General features: G+C 66.4%; 17 protein-coding genes. 3 read left to right on the top strand and 14 right to left on the bottom strand.

What is annotated here, in order from left to right; translation table 11 throughout:
• Nucleotides 1–226: 226 nt before the first annotated feature.
• Nucleotides 227–679 (top strand): hypothetical protein, encoded by a 453-nt coding sequence (locus M2432_RS15570; protein ID WP_280827713.1) that lies wholly within the window; start codon nt 227–229, stop codon nt 677–679.
• Nucleotides 680–896: 217 nt separating this feature from the next.
• Here M2432_RS15570 and M2432_RS15575 read toward each other — a convergent pair whose 3' ends face one another.
• The 12 genes from M2432_RS15575 to M2432_RS15630 form a co-directional block, all read right to left on the bottom strand.
• The gene (locus tag M2432_RS15575) at nt 897–1,289 is read right to left on the bottom strand and encodes a hypothetical protein (protein WP_280827714.1); all 393 of its coding nucleotides are present in this window, start codon (nt 1,287–1,289) and stop codon (nt 897–899) included.
• A 202-nt stretch (nt 1,290–1,491) separates the two neighbouring features.
• Nucleotides 1,492–1,869 (bottom strand): hypothetical protein, encoded by a 378-nt coding sequence (locus M2432_RS15580; RefSeq protein ID WP_280827715.1) that lies wholly within the window; start codon nt 1,867–1,869, stop codon nt 1,492–1,494.
• Nucleotides 1,870–1,913: 44 nt separating this feature from the next.
• The gene (locus M2432_RS15585) at nt 1,914–2,657 is read right to left on the bottom strand and encodes a DUF4253 domain-containing protein (RefSeq protein ID WP_280827716.1); all 744 of its coding nucleotides are present in this window, start codon (nt 2,655–2,657) and stop codon (nt 1,914–1,916) included.
• A 70-nt stretch (nt 2,658–2,727) separates the two neighbouring features.
• Nucleotides 2,728–3,033: a hypothetical protein gene (locus M2432_RS15590; protein ID WP_280827717.1), complete on the bottom strand. Its 306-nt coding sequence runs from the start codon at nt 3,031–3,033 to the stop codon at nt 2,728–2,730.
• 263 nt (nt 3,034–3,296) lie between these two features.
• Nucleotides 3,297–3,794, bottom strand: a complete 498-nt coding sequence (locus M2432_RS15595) for a hypothetical protein (protein ID WP_280827718.1) — start codon at nt 3,792–3,794, stop codon at nt 3,297–3,299.
• A gap of 22 nt (nt 3,795–3,816) precedes the next feature.
• Complete coding sequence (locus tag M2432_RS15600) at nt 3,817–4,191, bottom strand: DUF2185 domain-containing protein (protein WP_280827719.1); 375 nt, start codon at nt 4,189–4,191, stop codon at nt 3,817–3,819.
• On the bottom strand, nt 4,192–4,725 hold the full coding sequence (locus tag M2432_RS15605) for a hypothetical protein (protein WP_280827720.1): 534 nt from the start codon (nt 4,723–4,725) through the stop codon (nt 4,192–4,194).
• A gap of 19 nt (nt 4,726–4,744) precedes the next feature.
• On the bottom strand, nt 4,745–6,781 hold the full coding sequence (locus M2432_RS15610; RefSeq protein WP_280827721.1) for an HNH/ENDO VII family nuclease: 2,037 nt from the start codon (nt 6,779–6,781) through the stop codon (nt 4,745–4,747).
• Nucleotides 6,778–7,080 (bottom strand): type VII secretion target, encoded by a 303-nt coding sequence (locus M2432_RS15615; RefSeq protein WP_280827722.1) that lies wholly within the window; start codon nt 7,078–7,080, stop codon nt 6,778–6,780. The genes M2432_RS15610 and M2432_RS15615 overlap by 4 nt, the downstream gene beginning before the upstream one ends.
• 1,156 nt (nt 7,081–8,236) lie before the next feature.
• On the bottom strand, nt 8,237–9,112 hold the full coding sequence (locus tag M2432_RS15620; RefSeq protein WP_280827723.1) for a hypothetical protein: 876 nt from the start codon (nt 9,110–9,112) through the stop codon (nt 8,237–8,239).
• Entirely contained in the window at nt 9,109–9,585 is a 477-nt protein-coding gene (locus tag M2432_RS15625) for a hypothetical protein (RefSeq protein ID WP_280827724.1), read from the bottom strand. Before M2432_RS15625 ends, M2432_RS15620 begins: the two co-directional genes overlap by 4 nt.
• 9 nt (nt 9,586–9,594) lie before the next feature.
• Complete coding sequence (locus M2432_RS15630) at nt 9,595–9,924, bottom strand: hypothetical protein (RefSeq protein ID WP_280827725.1); 330 nt, start codon at nt 9,922–9,924, stop codon at nt 9,595–9,597.
• A gap of 145 nt (nt 9,925–10,069) precedes the next feature.
• Between M2432_RS15630 and M2432_RS15635 the strand changes: the two genes are divergently transcribed.
• Together M2432_RS15635 and M2432_RS15640 are read left to right on the top strand one after the other, a co-directional pair.
• Nucleotides 10,070–10,924 carry an ATP-binding protein gene (locus M2432_RS15635; protein WP_280827726.1) on the top strand — a complete coding sequence of 285 codons (855 nt, stop codon included), beginning with the start codon at nt 10,070–10,072 and terminating at the stop codon, nt 10,922–10,924.
• Nucleotides 10,921–11,208: a hypothetical protein gene (locus tag M2432_RS15640; RefSeq protein ID WP_280827727.1), complete on the top strand. Its 288-nt coding sequence runs from the start codon at nt 10,921–10,923 to the stop codon at nt 11,206–11,208. Before M2432_RS15635 ends, M2432_RS15640 begins: the two co-directional genes overlap by 4 nt.
• Here the strand turns inward: M2432_RS15640 and M2432_RS15645 are convergent.
• Together M2432_RS15645 and M2432_RS15650 are read right to left on the bottom strand one after the other, a co-directional pair.
• The gene (locus M2432_RS15645) at nt 11,193–11,642 is read right to left on the bottom strand and encodes a hypothetical protein (RefSeq protein WP_280827728.1); all 450 of its coding nucleotides are present in this window, start codon (nt 11,640–11,642) and stop codon (nt 11,193–11,195) included. The two genes, M2432_RS15640 and M2432_RS15645, sit on opposite strands and share 16 nt — an antisense overlap.
• The gene (locus tag M2432_RS15650) at nt 11,635–16,584 is read right to left on the bottom strand and encodes a DEAD/DEAH box helicase (protein WP_280827729.1); all 4,950 of its coding nucleotides are present in this window, start codon (nt 16,582–16,584) and stop codon (nt 11,635–11,637) included. The genes M2432_RS15645 and M2432_RS15650 overlap by 8 nt, the downstream gene beginning before the upstream one ends.
• Nucleotides 16,585–16,726: the final 142 nt, after the last annotated feature.

Raw genomic sequence — 16,726 nt, forward strand, 5'->3', positions numbered from 1 at the left:
GGCGAATCGATGGGGACTGCAGAGTCGGCAGACGCGGAGCAGCTTGACGCCGAGGCGGATTCAGCGTCACCGACATCTGGGTCTCGTCTGCGGCTGGCGGCACGGTTCGATGCCCACGATCGCGGCAATGCCATCAACTCCCGGGCAAGCGCTGGCAAGCTAAACGCGGACACAGAGTTCGGTTTTCCGGATGCTAGGCAGCCCACCATCTCAGAAGGAGGTAGCGATGTCCGACCAGGCGACGAATCAGGATCCGGTCGACGCACCCGCGAGTTCGATTCATTTCGAGGTGCTCGGTCAGCCACCGTTGAAGAACGAAGCACTTTCGGTGTTCAACGCGAAACATGGTCAGGCGGAAAGGATTCTCGCCCTTCTTCGGGCCGCACGGCGTGCGTGCCTGGAGCATGGATTCGCCCCGATCGAGACGGGCGGCGTGGCACTGGCCGTGATCACGCGCTCGTCGGCCGGAGATGCGACCAACATCCTCGGTGGGATCGCGGATGTCTTGGAGAACAAGCCTGTTCGGGCTCACCGGTCATCGATCGACCACCTGGGCGATCTCGCCACAGTCTGGCTCTACCAGGACGACAAGAAGATCAAGCAGATCACCTACCGCGAGGAGCGCGGCGAGCCGAGCTACACGGTGACCGTTCGTGCACTCCGGGATGCTTCGCCCTAGACATCGAAACCGGCGAAGAAGCGAACGGCCGCAGTTCGTCGGGGGTCAAGCGTTGTCGGTAGAAGTTCCATATCAGAGTCAATGCTGTGGTTGGTGTCGCGATGGCGTACTCCCGGTCGTCGGTGCCGACGCGCACAACGCCATCGCGACGGACTGAACCACCGCGAGCCAGGTGGGTGCACTTCGTCCGTCGCCCTCACTGGGCCAAACGGCACGGTCAGTCCCACCACCCTCCGCCGTACTCGGTGTGACGGTGGGTCTGCCGGTGGTCGATCACGTCGTCGTCCACGTCGCCGCCGTGCATCGCGTCCCTGGTGAGTGCGCGAAGGATCGCCCGCTGGGCGGTGCGCTCAGAGCCGAACCACATGCGGCGGTACGGCTTGCGGCTTCGGGGCGTGACGTAGCTGCCCCCGTAGATCCGCTGCGGCAGCTCCGCCGCGGGGTGATAGCAGCACCGCGTCTCGTTGTGGTGCTTGTCGACCGGCCATGCCGGCAGGTCGCAGTCAGCGCCGCCGGAGCTGTGGCACCGGTGGCTGTGGTCGGCGACCACGTCGCGTCGGTGGTCGTTGCACTGCACCCACGCGGGGCGGTGAGAGTCGGTGTGGGACATCGGATTCCTGCTTTCGGCAGGCTGCCCGCAGCGTCCGTGGCGGCTGCGAGAAAGGCAGCCGGACCTACAAGTCAGGCATCGCGATGTCCTCTCCCGTGATCGATCAGAGCCGCACAACCTAGCACGGGTGATGCCTACGGCGACAGCACGTCGTGGTGGCCACCAAGAGCGAGCGACCTCGGCGCCGCTATCGAGGTGCCTGCTACGGGTAGACGACGTCGACATACTCGTCGCGGGACAAGATCAGCACCTCAGCCGGCGAATGTATGCCGTCGACGTACTGATGCGCCGCGTGGTGCTCTCCTTCGCCGAGCAAGCGGAGATCCTTGATGATGTCGATCGCCCGATCCGGGTCCAGCCGCCACACCACATGGGTCGGAGTCAGGTCGATGTCGGCCGCGCCAGGTTCGATCCGGAACTCGTGGACGACCCCGCTATGCCTCAGCCGCGAGTTCCCTTGTCGCTCAGCATTGCTCAGCGCGGCACAAAACTCATGCACCCCGTCTCGATCCATGGTCAACAGGACCGCGTCGTCTCCGTAGTGGAAACCGGTGAGGTAGTTGATTCGGACGACGCTCATGGCCCTCCCCGTCTAGTTGTCGTCCCCGTCGATCAGGTAGGAGTTCAGTCCCACCAGAAGTTCCAGTAGATCCAGTGCGCCAGACCTCCGCGGAACGTCTCCGCCGGCGTCCCCTGGTCGATGTTGTCCGGGCAGAACCCGTAGTGCTCACTGAGCAGAGCGTCGATCTGCTCGTCGGTCACCGGGCGCCGGCCCACCCGCACCGTCATGGTGTCGAACCCGATGCTGATCAACACCGCGCCGAACCGGTCCTCCCACGACCGCAGCACCGCGGTGAAGTCCGCGCCGCTCAGGTCGTAATTGGTCCCGCCCCACCAGCCGAGTGCGGCGGGGACATCCGCGGGCCGTGCGACCGGTACGAGCAGCAACGCGCCGGGTTCGTCCACATGCAGCGCGTGTAGGTCCAGGTCAGGACCCGGGACACCGGGTGCCAACGCGGTCGCCAGCGGCACCGTGGGCTCCTCGAACTGCTTGCGGGACACGACCTCCAACGCGTCGGGGAGTTCGGTCTCCGGTCCGCCCATCTCCCCGTCGAACCACGGCTGCGCAAGGCCTCGGCCGTGGGATCCCTCCGCCCGCAGCGGCCACAGCCCGGTCTGCGGGAACGCCGCGGCCAGCGCCTGCAGCAGCTCGTTGAGCTGTTCGACAGGTAGCAGTTCGACGCTGATCCAGGCGACAGGCGCCCCGGGACTCTCCTGCGACTGGACGAGCCGGCCGGGCGGCAGGGCGATGCCTACGAGGTCGCGGGCGTCAGCGGCGGGCAGTTCGCCGGGGATGGCGTGGAACATCACGGCTCCTTCGAGTGGTGGTCAGCCCTCGCGAGATGGGGGCTCCGGTTCAGTGGCGGTACGCGGTCGGTCACAAGACGCCGGCCAGGTGCAGTGTGACGATCAGATCCAAGATGTGCCCGAGGCCCAACAGGAACAGCACCGCACCCCAGACGAGCAGGCCCCCGCCTTTCAACGGCGCCGGAGCCCGCTCGACGTCGCTCACGTCCGGATGCAGCAGGCGCTGCTCGTCCGCACGTTCCCAGCGTCGTCGAACGACGAGACGGCGCGAGCCGATCACGATGAGCACGACTCCCGCGGTCGTGAACACGACGGCGCGGATGGCGGGCCAAGTCGCCGACGCCACGCCATCAGCAAGTACATGCTGGATCGTCACCAGATTCTCCCTGCCCCCAACGAACGTGCCGTCCGCGCATCCGCACCGGTGTTCGCTCCGTCATCTCATTCTCTCAGCGCCACGATCACCGGACCGACGGCTTTCTGACGCGACCGACCGCGTCAACTGGTGGTGTCAGCATCATCGACAGCGTCGCTAGTCTCAGGGCGTACTTGTAGCCGTCGAACTCCCGGAACCGGCCGCCGCATGGTCGATGCTCGCCGCGTGGAACGCGGTGGTGGCCACGGTGTTCCCCCCGCGGGCTACTCGCCCGGCTTCTCGGTTTCACGCGGTGTCGCGTGCGACTCCTTGAACGTCGGCCGACCGCTGGCGCTGATCACGGCGCACGCCTGGTAGAAGTAGGCGACGCTGTCGACCTCGCCGTTGTTGACCCGCTTGAAGCCCTTCCAGATCGGGCTTGCATGCGCCTTATCCGAGGCTCGGTACAGCGTGAGCGACCCGCCCCAGCGTGCGACTTCCGGAGAACTGTCGACCCACTTGTAGCCCGCGTCGCGGACGAGCACCTCACCGACGTAGCAGCCGAACACGAAGATCGTCTCGGCCACAGCGTCGGAGCCCGGCTCCCGGAAGCTGTCCAGGATCTCGTCCACCCGGTTCAGCGACTCCGGGGTGTAGTCAAGCTCGACACCGTTGATGTTGCGCTCGGCGTCGACGGCGCGCTGCGCGAGCTCGGCGGCGTGCTCAGCTGTCGGCGCCGCCGGAAGCCGTAGTCGTCGCCCCGTCCACGCCGGGCCGGTCACCGCGGCGTCAGCGGGTCGACGGTCACTGCGGCCGGCCCCGGAACTGAGGCGGGACGTAGAACTCCTCGACGGGTATCTGTCGCCCCGTCGGGGTGTCGTAGATGGTGATGCCACGTTCGTCTCGCACGATCTGCAGGTCGGACCCGACCGGGAAGTCGTAGATGCCGATCAGCGCGGGCTCGATGTTGCACACGTCGTTGAACGCGACGATCTGCCAGTTGCTCTGATCGTTGAGGTACTCGGCGGTGTCGATGTGGCTGGAGATCTGCCAGCCGTTGTCGGCACCGCCCGTGGACGCGACCCGCACCATCCAGCGCACCTTCCCGCGACGCTCCATGACGTTCTTGGTCGCCAGGCAGGCCCCGGACTTCGGGATGAACTCGATGTAGTCCGGCATCTACGCGGTACTCCGTGCCGCTTCGTACGCGGCGGCTCGCTCGCGCAGGATCGGGAAGTTCCACACCGAGTCGAAGATCAGATCGTGGAGGGTGCCGCGAAGGCACGGTGCCGACAGGTCGAGGTTCGGCTGGTCGAAGATCACGTCGTAGAACGGGACACGCTCGACTTCGGGGCTCGGCCCGTGTTCGATGAGGACCGCCAGCGGTGGCCCCGAACGCTTGGACACCTGGTTGATGTCGGCGCCCCCGTCGATGAGGCGTCGCAGCATCGGCGCTTCGAGTTCCGTCTCATGCCGGCGAGTGCCGAACAGGACGTGCAAGACATTGATCCCCCGAGAAACGACTGCTGGATCGGCTCCGTCATCGAGCAAGCGATTCGTGATCGCTACCCGTGCCTGTATGTCCTTATTGGTGACGGACTCGAACAGCAGGGTGCGCCCGCTGCTGTCGAGATGGGGCGCATCCGCTGGTCTGTACACCTGCAGGAAGTCCGCGTAGGAGCATGTGCTCGCGGCGTAGATCAGGCTCGGCATCTGTTCTCTCTTCCGCCTGTCACGGTCTCTCATCGATGTGTGATCGATTCCTGTACGGGTCTTGGACTCCATAATTCTCGGGGTCTCGGTATTGCTGAATGAACTCCTCGAACGTGATGTCTCCGTGAAGGTACCGCTCGCGGAGGGTCGCATACTCCCGACCTTCGACGTGACCCATGTCCCACAGCCCCTTGCGCGGGTCACCAGGCTGCCACTCGATGAGGCGGTGTCCGTCTTGCACGGTCCAATCATCCCCGGTCGGTCCGTTGGGGTGCAGCTGAACCCATTGCTGGTCGGGGCCGGGACGCGGCAGGTTGAGTTCGCCGCGGTCGATCTGGCCCAGCTGTGCGTCGTGTGACTGATTCCAGACGTCCGGGACTTGGGTCGGCCCGTAGTCGGGCCGGTGGTTGGCGTAGGGCAGTCGGTTGCCGTCGCCGTCGTAGCCGAAAGAGCCGGGGTCTCCGGTCTCCGGTAGGTGCCCAGTCGACGGTGAGTGGTCAGTCGAAGCCGGCGGAGCGGCATCACCGCCGTGTCCGATCAGCCCGTGGTCACCGCTGTGCGGAACGTCCACCGGTGGGCTGGGAGCATCGGGCACAGGGTCACGGCCCACGGGGCCGTGGGTGACCTCGTGCTGGAGGCCGCGCTCGACGGTTTCGTCCAGCGCGCCGCGCGCGACTGTGCCTTCACCGCCCAGGGGCGCCGTCGCCGCAGCAGCGGTGCCGTCGAAGAGCATCTTGCCCGCGTAGCGGCCGGGATTGTCGACCATCTCCTGCGCCTCGCGCTGGGCGGCGTTCCAGCGCAGCGGGTCGTTGCGGACGTCGTCGACGGTGCCCTGGGCGAGTTGCTTCCAGGAGTCGGCGACGCCGGGGTGCCCGGGTCCGCCAGTGCCGGTGAGGTTCTCGATCCCGTCGAGGGTTTCGCGCCCTTGGGCGTAGAACCCTTCGTGCATGTTGTTGGTGAAGTCGTTGAACCCGTCACCGAGCCGTTGTCCCCAGCCGGGCAGCGGGGGCTTCGGGCCGGGTTCCTGTCCCGTTGGCGGCTGCAGTGGCAGTGGCTTCTGCGCATTGGCCGCCATCGCGGCCAGGCGTTGATCGACCTCGGCCCGAGGCACCGTGGGATCGTTCAGCAGCACTTGGCGCGCGGCGGCGAGGCCGGCCTTCCCCTCGGGGGTGTTCGGGTCGAATTTCGGCGGCGCACCCGGCCCCGCCGCGCTGGGTGGACCGGCAGGCAGAAGCATGTCCTGCACCGACTTCGGGTGCGTGGCGGTGTCCTTCTGGTGCTCCCGTGCAGCCTCGATCAGATCCATCGCGTTCGGCTTGTCAGCCGGCTTGGGTTGTGCGGCGCCGTCCGGCTTCTCCGGTGGGAGCATGAGCGCTGCGAGCCCGTTGGGATCGTCTGCACCCGAAGGCTTCTCACCCGGTTTCTCGCCAGGCTTGCCCTTTCCGTCGCCGGCCGCGGTGGTCTTGTTGTCCACCAACTGCACGTGCGCGCCGTGCTCGTCGCCCTCGCCGTGGAACTTGATCCCTTGCAGCTCAGCGGCTTTCGCCGTCAGCTGCTTCCCGACGAGCTTGTCGGCAGCGACGAGTTGCGCGGCCCGGAACCGGATGAACTCGGCGTGCTCCTTCGCGGCCTTGTTCCGCTCGAGGACGGTGTCGATGTCGTACTTGCGGGCGTCGGTCACCGACAGGTCGTCGGCCACGGTGAAGCCGTCCTGCTCCGCCTCGCTGAGCGCTTCGGCCACCAGCTTCTTCACCGCGCGGATGTCCTCGGCGCCGGTGCGTGCCTGCTTCGCGGCTTCGGTCTTCACCTCGGCGTGGTGGCGCACCACTCCCAGGTCACCGGTCACCCGGTTCACGGCCGCCTCGTTCGCGAGGCCCGTCCACTCGGTGCCGCCGGGGGAGACGACGTTGCGGTGGTGCTGCTCGAACGTGGCGACCGACGTGGTGGCCTTCGCGTCCCACCTGTCCGCGGCGTCGTCGAGGTGCTGGGTGGGCCAGTTCTCGATGCCCGACCGGGTGGGCAGTTCCTCGTCCGCGGCGGCCGGAACCGCGCTCACACGCTCACCGTGGTGATGGCTTGGCCGCCACCGTCGTCGGTCTCCTGGAAGGCGGTGGCGCCGGAGCCGAGGGTGTCGGCCTGGCCGCCGATGCGGTTCGAGTGGCGGGTCGCGGTCCCGGTGATCGCGGCGTCCATGGCGGCTACACCGGCGGCGCTGGCGTGGGTGGTGCCCGGGGCGGCGGCGTCGGTGCCGGCGGTCAGTCCGGCGGCGAGGGCACCGCTGCCGGCGGCCCCGCGGCGCAGACCGTCCACGTCGACGTGCAGCTCATCCGCCATGTCGTCCCCCACGAACCCCACAATTGAATGCTCACGCTACAGGACGGAATCGGTGGTTCCCGACGGTGATTTCGGACGCGGGAGCGCTATCGATTTCTGCGGGGACGGATGCGGTCAGTCAGGCTGAGCCGAGACTGGCTTGCGAGGATATGAGTGGAAATGCGTCGTCCTGCCGATGGGGGCACACCTTCTCACGGCGGTGGTGTGGCTCGTGTGAAACCGCGCGCTACCCATACACCGAAGCCCAAGCGCGTGGGTTTGCCGGGAAATCTGATCGGCGATGCCGGTATCCAGGTGTATCGAGTCGGGCATTTGTCGGTAGCGGTGGTGAGACAACCAACAAACCGGCGCCAGTAGATGACTGACACCGCGCGTTCGCGTCCCGCGCCAGATTCGATAGCAAAATACAGTCTGCCCCGGAACTGAGCCGGGCCCGTTGTGGGTTTCGGTGGGCGGTCGCAAACTCCGAATGTGGATGGCAACCCGCATTGGGTATGCGCGCTGTCGCCACACCGGTCGGCGGGAAGTCGCTGATGTTTGCCCCGGATGTGTTGGTTAGGCGCCGGTAGGCGCGTCACGTGGATGCGATACAGCGGCCCATCCAGAGGCGCGCGAAAATGCGCCGAACCGGGGGCACGGTATACATCAGCAACGCGCATGCGTAGGAGATGTTTCTGCGACACGTGGCTTGGGCTACAGCTCGCGATACACGGCGCGCTACAACCGGCGATACGGGTGGCGCTACCAGCATGCCTACAAGCTGCGATACAACGCGCGATAAGGGATGCATTGCTCCAGTCATGTTTTGCTGCAAGCTCTGGGTTTGGATTGGTCGGCGGCTTGTGCCGAGGCCGGGGCGAGTGGGACATGGTGGCCGCCGCGCCGCGCGATCCATACACGCCGTGAGGGTCGGTCGGCGGCAGGCGCGGATGAAATGGCAAACGTGTCGTGGTCGCTATGGGCGGCGGGCTCAAGACCGTTTGCGGATGGAACGAACCGGGCACCGGGCACGTCTAATCGTGACGTACGAGCACACACAGGCTCTGGATCGGCCGGCCCTGGTGCGGTAGGCAGAGGTTTGCCCGACTGCGGAGCGGTAGTGGCATCGGCTGTTGTGTCGGACGGGCGGAGGCGACCACAGAGGAGTCCGAGCAGGAACTCTGCAACAGGCGGCGGGTTAGGACTCGGCCACCAGTTCGACAACCTCGTCCGCCGCGGCGGCGAGCAGTGACGTGACCGGGACCCCGACCAGCTCCTCCAGCTCGACTTGCCGGTCAACGCTGAGCCGCGCCCACACCTGGTCGAACGGGTGCCACGGATCATCCCCGTCGGTGACCGCGCCGGGTTCGCCCCAGAAGTCCGAGCGCAGCTGCTCGCCGAAACTTTCGCTCGTCTCTCCGGACATGAAGTACGCCAGGGGGTGTTCCACCCGCATCGGGACCGGCATGTGGCCGCGGGCGGTGATGTCTGCCGGTGCGACCAGCCACTCCGGAGTGACGCGGAACAGCCACTGGGCCGTCTCGAGCGCCTCGTCCAGGTCGGCGGCCTCCGCCACGTCGGCGAACAGGTCAGCCGCGGTCCTGCCGTCGCCCCGATCCCGCAGCGCCCCCAGTGGTGCGGTCGCGAGAAGCAGAGCGGGCGGGTCGGCCAGGCGCTGCGCTTGCACCCACAGGTGGCCCTGTTGCGATGAGTTCCAGTACCAGCCGATCTCCGGGTGGCGGATGCGGTAGACGGCCCACAGCGCCTCCCAGGTGGCCTCCGGTGCGCGGTCGGCCCAGCTGCCGGCCTTCACCGGGTGTCCGGTCACGAACACGGTGTCCGGTCGCTGGTCTACCACCGCGAATCTGTTGTACGCGGTCAGGTCGTCCATCAGGGCCTCGACCGGCACGTCGTGCGCGACGGCCACGGCCTCGATCTGCTCCGCCACACTCAGCGGCGCGAATCCGCCGCGCATGATGCGCTCCGCCATCGAGACGCGGGTGCCATGGAAGACGTTGACGGGGAGCTGCGCGATCTGGTCGGCGACGTTGTCCACGCGGACAGGGTCGCTCATACGTCGGCGGCGTCGGCGGCCGGGTGTCGCAGGTCCATCACCGTGATCGCCAGGCCGGGGAACAGCCGCTCGAAGAACTCCTGCACGTAGCGCGGCGCGTCCGGCCCGTCGAATCTCGACTCGTCGGTGATGCTGCCGTCCCACCAGAACCAGCGCCCATCCCGCTTGAACCCGTACGGGTTCGGCAAATCGACGTTGGTGTAGGTGCGGGCGAAAGTACGCGCGGCACCCACGGCGAAGCCCCAGTCATCGCCGCCGCCGAAAGTCAGCGACCCGTCGGGGTCTGCGACATGGGCCAGCTCGCCCGGCAGCTCGACCCGGACCATGCACCCACTCAGCTTCGGCCAAGGTCGCGGTGGTCGGCTCACCGACCGGAAGTGCCCGTTTCGGCCCGGCTCGTCGGGTCCGATCTCCGACCGGTTCGGGTGCACCACCCATTCCCGCTTGTTGAACTTCTTCGTCGCCTTGGCCATCGCGGGCTCCTATTCGTCCTCGTCGTCCGGGCCGCGGCGCATCTCGGTGTCCCAGTCCGCCACCGACGCCATCACCGCCTCCATGAGTTCTTGGGCCTCTGGTGTGCCGGCGCGGTGCAGGTCACCGGTTGACCGCTCGTGTGCGCACGGCAGAAGCCGTTTCAGCGCGGCGGCGGCGGTCTCCACCTCCGGGGTGAAGGCGTTGTCGTACACCACGGCGGCGTTGAGGTAGCCCTGCATCACACCGGCCGCGCGGTAGATCCGAAACATGTTGGCGCGACGGGCAATGTCGTACGAGCGCTGCATCCGCTCGTCCACTGCGGGGTCGATTGAGGTCATGCCGGTGACGGTAGTCGGGGCCACCGACACGGCTGGTGCGTCGAGACGGGGTCCATGCGGTGATGGTGTCAGGAGGGGTTACGCCCGCAGCGATGCGCGGCGCGGGGAAGCTAGATGTGTCGGTACTCGATGCCATGATCGACCGGTGAATCTCCGCCCGCCACCGACGATCAAGCAGTTGCGGCCCCTTACGGCCGCCACGTTAGCTTCGTGGAGTTCGGCGACCCCGGCGGACGCCGATTCGGTGTTGATCGATCTGTCTCTCGTCCGGTTCGTCGATCCCATGACCCTGACGACCATCGCGGCGGTGGCGGAGGACGCCGCGGCCTCAGGCCTGGCGGTCGAGTTCGTGCCACCCCAGGATCAGAGCGTCCGCAACTACATCGCGCGCATGCACCTAGCCGAGTGCCTGGGACCCTTCTGCCCGAACGTCGCCCTGCCGAAGGTGAACGAGTGGGATACCGGCGACCGCCTGTACGAGCTGCAGCGGTTCGATGCTGCGAGCAGCGACGAGTTCGCCGAGACAGTGTTCCGTGCGCACCAGGACGCCGGCGGTAGCGACAAAGACACGAAGTCGTTCTTCAAGGGCGTCTCCGAGGTGCTCAGCAACGTCGCCGAACACAGCGGGGTTGAAGGCGGGTGGGCGGCGATGCAGGTCATGCCGAACAAGGACGGCATGATCACCTTCGCCGTGGCCGACGCCGGGCACGGACTTGAGCGCACCCTCCGACGGCACAACGAGGTGGCCGGCCCGGTCGACGCCATCGAGAAGGCGTTTCAGCGCTCGGTATCGGGCACCGGGCAGTTGGGCCGGGGTACCGGGCTGGATGACCTGCTACAACGCGTCAAGCGGCACAAGGGCCATCTGCGCGCCTGGAGCGGTACCGGCGCCGGTCGGAGTTCGGGTGGCGCTCTCGCGTGTCAAGAGGTATCCGCTGCCTTCCCGGGAACGGTGATCTACGCTGGGTTCAAACCTGAGCTGAGGGAGGTGTCGACGTGACGGTTTCACTCGAAGCGCCGGCGCTGGCCGGATCCCGTCCCCGTGCACAGCAGCTCCTTGTCGAACTTCCCAACGACCTGACCGGCAGCGCGGTGCAACTGCACTGCGAGTCGCTGATCGCGGCGGCGGCGTCGTTCGCAGATGAGATCGTCCGTACGATCCTAGTGGACCGGAAGGCGGAGCTCCTCGAGGTCACGAGCGTCTCCGACCAGGAGTTCATTACCTACCTGCGTGAGCGCGCCGAGGTGTACGGCGTCGCCGATCGGCTTCAGGTCCTCTCGTAGTTGCGCAGCTTCTCCGCTAGGGAAGCGTGCTCGTCGTTCAGTTCTTGCAGTGTCGGAACCGCGCGGTCTGTGTCCAGTGGATCGCGCGGCTGGCCGAACATCAGATAGAACTCGGTCATCTGGTCCCGGTAGTGCGTCCCGGCGTCTCGCAGCTGCGGGATATGCAGCAGCTGTACTGCCTGGTTGTACGCGCGGAGGGATCCGTGCAACGGCAGCAGAACCTTCGGGTCGTCCGGTGAGTTTGCCGCCGCGGTCACATACTCGGCGTACGCCTTGTCCAGCTGGGTGATCGCCGCCAGGACGCGGTCCACGCACCGCTTCCGGCGGTCCGCCTCCCGCGTTCTGCGTGACGCGAGCTGGGCGCTGAATGCACCGATGAGCGCACCGATGAGACCGACGCCACCGGAGACGAGGGCTGTTGCGACGTCAGCCATCCGCACTCTCGGCCAAGCTGTCCACAATCTTCATCGTCTCCACCGCCACCGTCGTGACCTTCGCGATCAGGTCGACGATGTACCGCGGGTCGTCATGCTCGTCGCACCAGTCGTTCGGGTCGTTCTTGATGCCCGACGGCTTATCGGTCTTGACCTGGTAGCGGTCGATGACCCAGGAGATTGCAGAGCGGGGGCCGAGCATGTACCGCTCGGCCTCCTCTGGGATGCCGGCGATGGTGACCTTCGGGTTGTAGATCAGCGTCGTGTGGTCGTCAACGTTCTTGCCGGTCTCGGGATCCTTCTTCTTGCCCCACTTCATCTTCGAGACCCGCCACGTCTCCCGGTCCGCGGGGTGGGTGCCGGGCTTGAGCTGCACGTCGACGGGGCAGGGTTCAACGTTCTCGTAGCCGACGTGCAGCTCCGACAGGGCACGCCCAGCCGAGGCGAGCTGCTCGAATCGCGCGCGGGAGTCCGGCGTCGGGATGTGCGGCAACATCTTCTTCAAGTCCGCCGCGTAGGTCTCGCGGTACAGCGGATCGTGCAGCAGTCCGTACACGTAGAAGAAGATCTCGTCCTTGGTGACCTGGTCGCCCATGGCCTCCTGGAACAGGGACAAGATGCCGTCGGTGATGTTGTCGACGCGTCTGTACCCGTACTCGTCCGGCTCCCCGCCGCTGGTCTCCAGGTCCAGCGCGCCCTCGGCATCAGCCGATGTGTACGTCCAGCGTGGGAAGAACTGACCCGTGTCGAGCAGGTGCAGGTTGGGCAGCAGGTCTGTGATGAATGGCGTGAACTCGAAGTGCGACGCCGGGCCGGTCAACACGATGCCGACGTTCTGGTGGTTCGGCGTCGGGAACATCGTCGGAAGTTGCCCGCGGCGGTCGTTGAGGTTGCTATCGAAGTACGCCCGCTGACGCTGGAAAGGTCGGTATGCGCCGTCGATCACGTGTTCGGGGTGGAAGTCGACATGGGTTCCGCGCAGCAGCTGATCTTTCAGTCCGCTGCTCCACGAGATCTTGGTCGAATCCGCGTCGATGAGACTGTCGACGATCTGCTTCCGTTCGGTCGGGGTCATGGAGGCAGTCGCCGCGGCGAAGGTCTTGCACTGCCCGTTATAGAACTCGACCATTCCGCTCAGGCGTTCCACGAGGGCGACCTGGGAAAAGTTGTAGCACCACGTGTCGCGATTCGTCTTGAGTCCGCCCGAGTACGCCGCGAAGACCGTCGGCACCTGGTTGCGGTCACCGATCACCGGCCACGCTGAGAAGTCGTCGCTGCGTTGGCTGACCCAGTCACCGTGCTCGTTCGGTGTGATCGGTTGCCACTCAACGGATTCGAGTTCTCCCGCCGCGACGACTTCCAGTTTCCGCTCTCGGGTCAGGTAGTCGCCTATGTCCCGGTACTGGACCTCGCAAGGCCCCGTGTGTGCGGGGTCCTTCACGCCGATGAAGATGGCTACGGTGTTGCGGCTACCGGAGCCGAACACCTTGCCGCCCTCCTTCCGCGACAGTTCACCGGCGGTGCGCTGGTTTCCGCGGAGGTTGTAGACGTAAACGCGGCTGTACTCGTCGGCCAGGGACAGCCGGACGCCGTCGGCGGTGTTGCCGTCGACCCAGCCGCCGTTGGAGACGTACGCGACGACGCCGTGGTCCCCGACCCGGTCGGTGGCCCATCGGAATGCCCGTAAGTAAGAGTCGTAGAGGCTGTTCTTCAAGGTCGCCGTCGAACGCTTCGCGTACGTGTCCGCGATCCTCCTGTCCAGCGTCGGGTACTTGAGGTTGGCGTTGAGGTCGTTCGCCGACTCCTGCCCAGCTGAATAGGGCGGGTTACTGACGATGACGTGGATAGGGGCAGCGAGCTGCTTGACGATCCGGGAGTTGTTCTGCGGGAACATCTCCGTGTCCATGGAGTCGCCGTCTTCGGTGATCTGGAAGGTGTCCGCGAGTACGATCCCCTCGAACGGGGCGTACTCCGTCTCGGTGAGCGCGTGGTACGTGGTCTCGATGTTCACCGCTGCGATGTAGTACGCGAGCAGCATGATCTCGTTCGCGTGCAGCTCACCCGTGTACTTCCGCTCCAGGTCGGCTCGCTTGACCAGCCCGGACTGCAGTAGTCGTGTCATGAACGTGCCGGTGCCGGTGAACGGGTCCAGTACGTGGACGCCTTCATCCGTGAGGCCGCGGCCGAAGGCCTCCCGCGACGCGTGATCGGCGGCGCGCAGGATGAAGTCGACGATCTCGACCGGGGTGTAGACCACGCCCAGGGCCTCGGCCTGCTTGGCGAAGCCGATCTTGAAGAACTTCTCGTACAGTTCTGCGATCACCCGCTGCTTGCCGTCCGCGGTGGCCACCTCCGACGCGCGGATCCTCACAGAGTCGTAGAAGCCTTCCAGGTGTGCGGTCTCGGCTTCCAGTCCCGCGCCGCCGAGCTGGTCGACCATCGCCTGCATGGTCCTCGACACCGGGTTGTGTGCCGCGAACTCGTGGCCGGCGAACAGGGCGTCGAAGACCGGCGCGGTGATGAGGTGCTGCGCGAGCATCGAGATCGCGTCGTCGCGACTGATCGAGTCGTTCAGGTTGTCGCGCAGGCCCTGCAGGAACCGGTCGAACGCGGTGGCGATCTTCTTGTCGGCGCCGTCGAGCAGCGCGCCGATCCGGGTGATGAGGGCCGCGGCGATGTCCGCGACGTCCTTGGCCCAGTCCTCCCAGTAGGTGCGGGTGCCGACCTTGTCGACGATGCGGGTGTAGATCGCCTCCTGCCACTCCGACAGGGAGAACAGGGCCATCTGCTGCGCGAGGCCGCCACCGCCAGACCCGTCACCGTCGGCGACGCCCGCAGCCGGGTCGGCGGGGTCAGCGCTGCCCTCCGTGGTAGTGGTCGATCCCTCGGCGCCGAACGTCTCCCGGTTGTCGGTGGTGGGTCCAATGTGACCGCCGAGGAGCCGATCCGATCCCTGACCGGTCGCCGCGCCTGGGTCTGCGGTGTTGAGGGCGATCGAGTTCACCATCGCGTTGAACCGGTCGTCGTGGGCACGCAGGGCGTTGAGGACCTGCCACACCACCTTGAATCGCCGGTTGTCGCCGAGAGCCTGCGAAGGCGAGATCCCGGCCGGGACGGCCACCGGCAGGATGATGTACCCGTAGTCCTTTCCCTCGGCCTTGCGCATCACGCGACCCACGGACTGCACGACATCGACGACGCTGTTGCGCGGGTGCAGGAACATCACGGCGTCCAGCGCAGGTACGTCCACGCCTTCGGAGAGGCACCGGGCGTTGGACAGGATCCGGCACTCGTCCTCCGGCAGCGGTGCTTTGAGCCACTGCAACTCGCGGTTGCGTTCGAGGGCGTTGAAGGTGCCGTCGACGTGGCGGACCTGCACGGCTAGGTCGAGGTTCGTGGTGCTGACGTCGTGACCGTCGTCGAGGCTGCCGGTGAGCATCTCGCGGTACGCGTCAACGACTTTCGGGAACAGGTCGGTGACCTGCTTGGAGGTCGCGATGTCCTTGGCGAACGCGACTGCCCGGCGCATCGGAACCTCGCCAGGCGCGAAGCCCTGACCGTCGGGGGTCTTGCCGGCTCGCTTAGCGAGGCCGTTCCAGCAGCCCACGATCTTCGTGGCGTCGTCGAGGCGCAGTTCCCCGTCTCCGCCCGCCAACTGTGCCTGCAGCGGCGCGGCGACCATCTCCTCGTCCACGGTGAGGACCAGGACCTTGTAGTCGGTGAGCAGTCCGCGCTCGACGGCGTCCCCGAACGACAGGCGGTGGAACTCGGTGCCGTATTCCTCCTCGTTGTCCATGCCGGTCAGCACGGCGGAGTGCTCCTCCGCCTGGGCGCGAACCTTCTCATCGAAGATCCGCGGGGTGGCGGTCATGTACAGGCGTCGGCTGGCGTGGAGGTAGTCGGCGTCGTGGACCCGAACGAAGTTCGACTCGTCGTCGCCCGCCAGCGTGACGCCCGTGGTGCGGTGCGCCTCGTCACAGATCACCAGGTCGAACGGGGCGACGCCGAGCTTCTGGGCGTCTGCGACGACCGGCAGCGACTGGTAGGTGGTGAACACGACGGTCAGGCCTTTGGCGTGCTTGCGGTGGTCCATCTCCGAGGCCAGCTTCGCCGCATTCGTTGTCACCGGGATTGCCACGTCGTAGACGTTGATGTCCTCCGCGGCCCTGGACACCCGCGTGTCTGAACACACCGCGAACGCACGCAAGTCCAATTGGGTCTGCGCGGTCCACTCCCGCAGCGTTTGTGAGAGGAGGGAGATCGACGGGACCGCGAACAGGATCCGAGCGTTGCCGCCGTTCTCGGCCGCGGTGCGCTCGGCGATCTTCAGCGCAGTGAAGGTCTTCCCGGTGCCGCACGCCATGATCAGCTTGCCGCGGTCGTTGCCGGCCGCGAACCCGGCGAACACCTTCTCGATCGCCGTGGCCTGGTGCGGGCGCGGCTCGTGACGGGTAGCTTCGGCGACCTCGAACTGCAGGTCACCGTCGACGAGCGAAACGTCCCAGTCGATCGGTGAGTCTGCGATTTCGGCCAGTCCGATGCGCTGCACCGGCTTGGTCTGGTTCTCGAGGGAGGTCTCGGCGTGTGAACTCCACCGGTCGGTGGTGGAGATGATGATTCGGTTGGTGAACGGCTCCTTGCCCGACTCATTGAAGAACGAGTCGATGTCCTCCTTGGCGAGCGTCGTCGTCGGCTCGTAGAACTTGCACTGGATCGCCGTGTACTCACCGGTGTCCCGCTCCCGCGCCACGAGGTCGATTCCGGTGTCGGGCCTGCCCTGTCGGCCGGGCCAGTCGATCCAGCGCCACACGCCGTCGTACTGCTGCGACAGCAGGGGGTCGAGCTCGAAGTATCGCACCATGAGTTTTTCGAACTTCGTGCCGCGCTCGGAGTTCGACGGCGCCTCACGGAAGGCCTCCATCACCTCGTGGATCGACCCCATCCTGTGTGCCCCCTGTCCGTCGACGCGTGCGTCAGACGAGCCTATGCGTCCGGCCTGACACGGCGTCCGCTGGTCGCGGAGTGTGTCGCCCGGTCTCGCTGCGGTGCCATCACCGCGAACCTCCCGGGAATTGACGATCCCG

Origin of the sequence: Mycobacterium sp. OTB74, from assembly GCF_029892685.1 — a bacterium.
Lineage (GTDB): Bacteria > Actinomycetota > Actinomycetes > Mycobacteriales > Mycobacteriaceae > Mycobacterium.

What these genes read in the sequence shown, in the direction of transcription:
- M2432_RS15570 (WP_280827713.1), top strand. Translation starts at nt 227, where the DNA reads ATGTCCGACCAGGCGACGAATCAGGATCCGGTCGACGCACCCGCGAGT.
- M2432_RS15575 (WP_280827714.1), bottom strand. Translation starts at nt 1,289, where the DNA reads ATGTCCCACACCGACTCTCACCGCCCCGCGTGGGTGCAGTGCAACGAC.
- M2432_RS15580 (WP_280827715.1), bottom strand. Translation starts at nt 1,869, where the DNA reads ATGAGCGTCGTCCGAATCAACTACCTCACCGGTTTCCACTACGGAGAC.
- M2432_RS15585 (WP_280827716.1), bottom strand. Translation starts at nt 2,657, where the DNA reads ATGTTCCACGCCATCCCCGGCGAACTGCCCGCCGCTGACGCCCGCGAC.
- M2432_RS15600 (WP_280827719.1), bottom strand. Translation starts at nt 4,191, where the DNA reads ATGCCGGACTACATCGAGTTCATCCCGAAGTCCGGGGCCTGCCTGGCG.
- M2432_RS15605 (WP_280827720.1), bottom strand. Translation starts at nt 4,725, where the DNA reads ATGCCGAGCCTGATCTACGCCGCGAGCACATGCTCCTACGCGGACTTC.
- M2432_RS15620 (WP_280827723.1), bottom strand. Translation starts at nt 9,112, where the DNA reads ATGAGCGACCCTGTCCGCGTGGACAACGTCGCCGACCAGATCGCGCAG.
- M2432_RS15625 (WP_280827724.1), bottom strand. Translation starts at nt 9,585, where the DNA reads ATGGCCAAGGCGACGAAGAAGTTCAACAAGCGGGAATGGGTGGTGCAC.
- M2432_RS15630 (WP_280827725.1), bottom strand. Translation starts at nt 9,924, where the DNA reads ATGACCTCAATCGACCCCGCAGTGGACGAGCGGATGCAGCGCTCGTAC.
- M2432_RS15645 (WP_280827728.1), bottom strand. Translation starts at nt 11,642, where the DNA reads ATGGCTGACGTCGCAACAGCCCTCGTCTCCGGTGGCGTCGGTCTCATC.
- M2432_RS15650 (WP_280827729.1), bottom strand. Translation starts at nt 16,584, where the DNA reads ATGGGGTCGATCCACGAGGTGATGGAGGCCTTCCGTGAGGCGCCGTCG.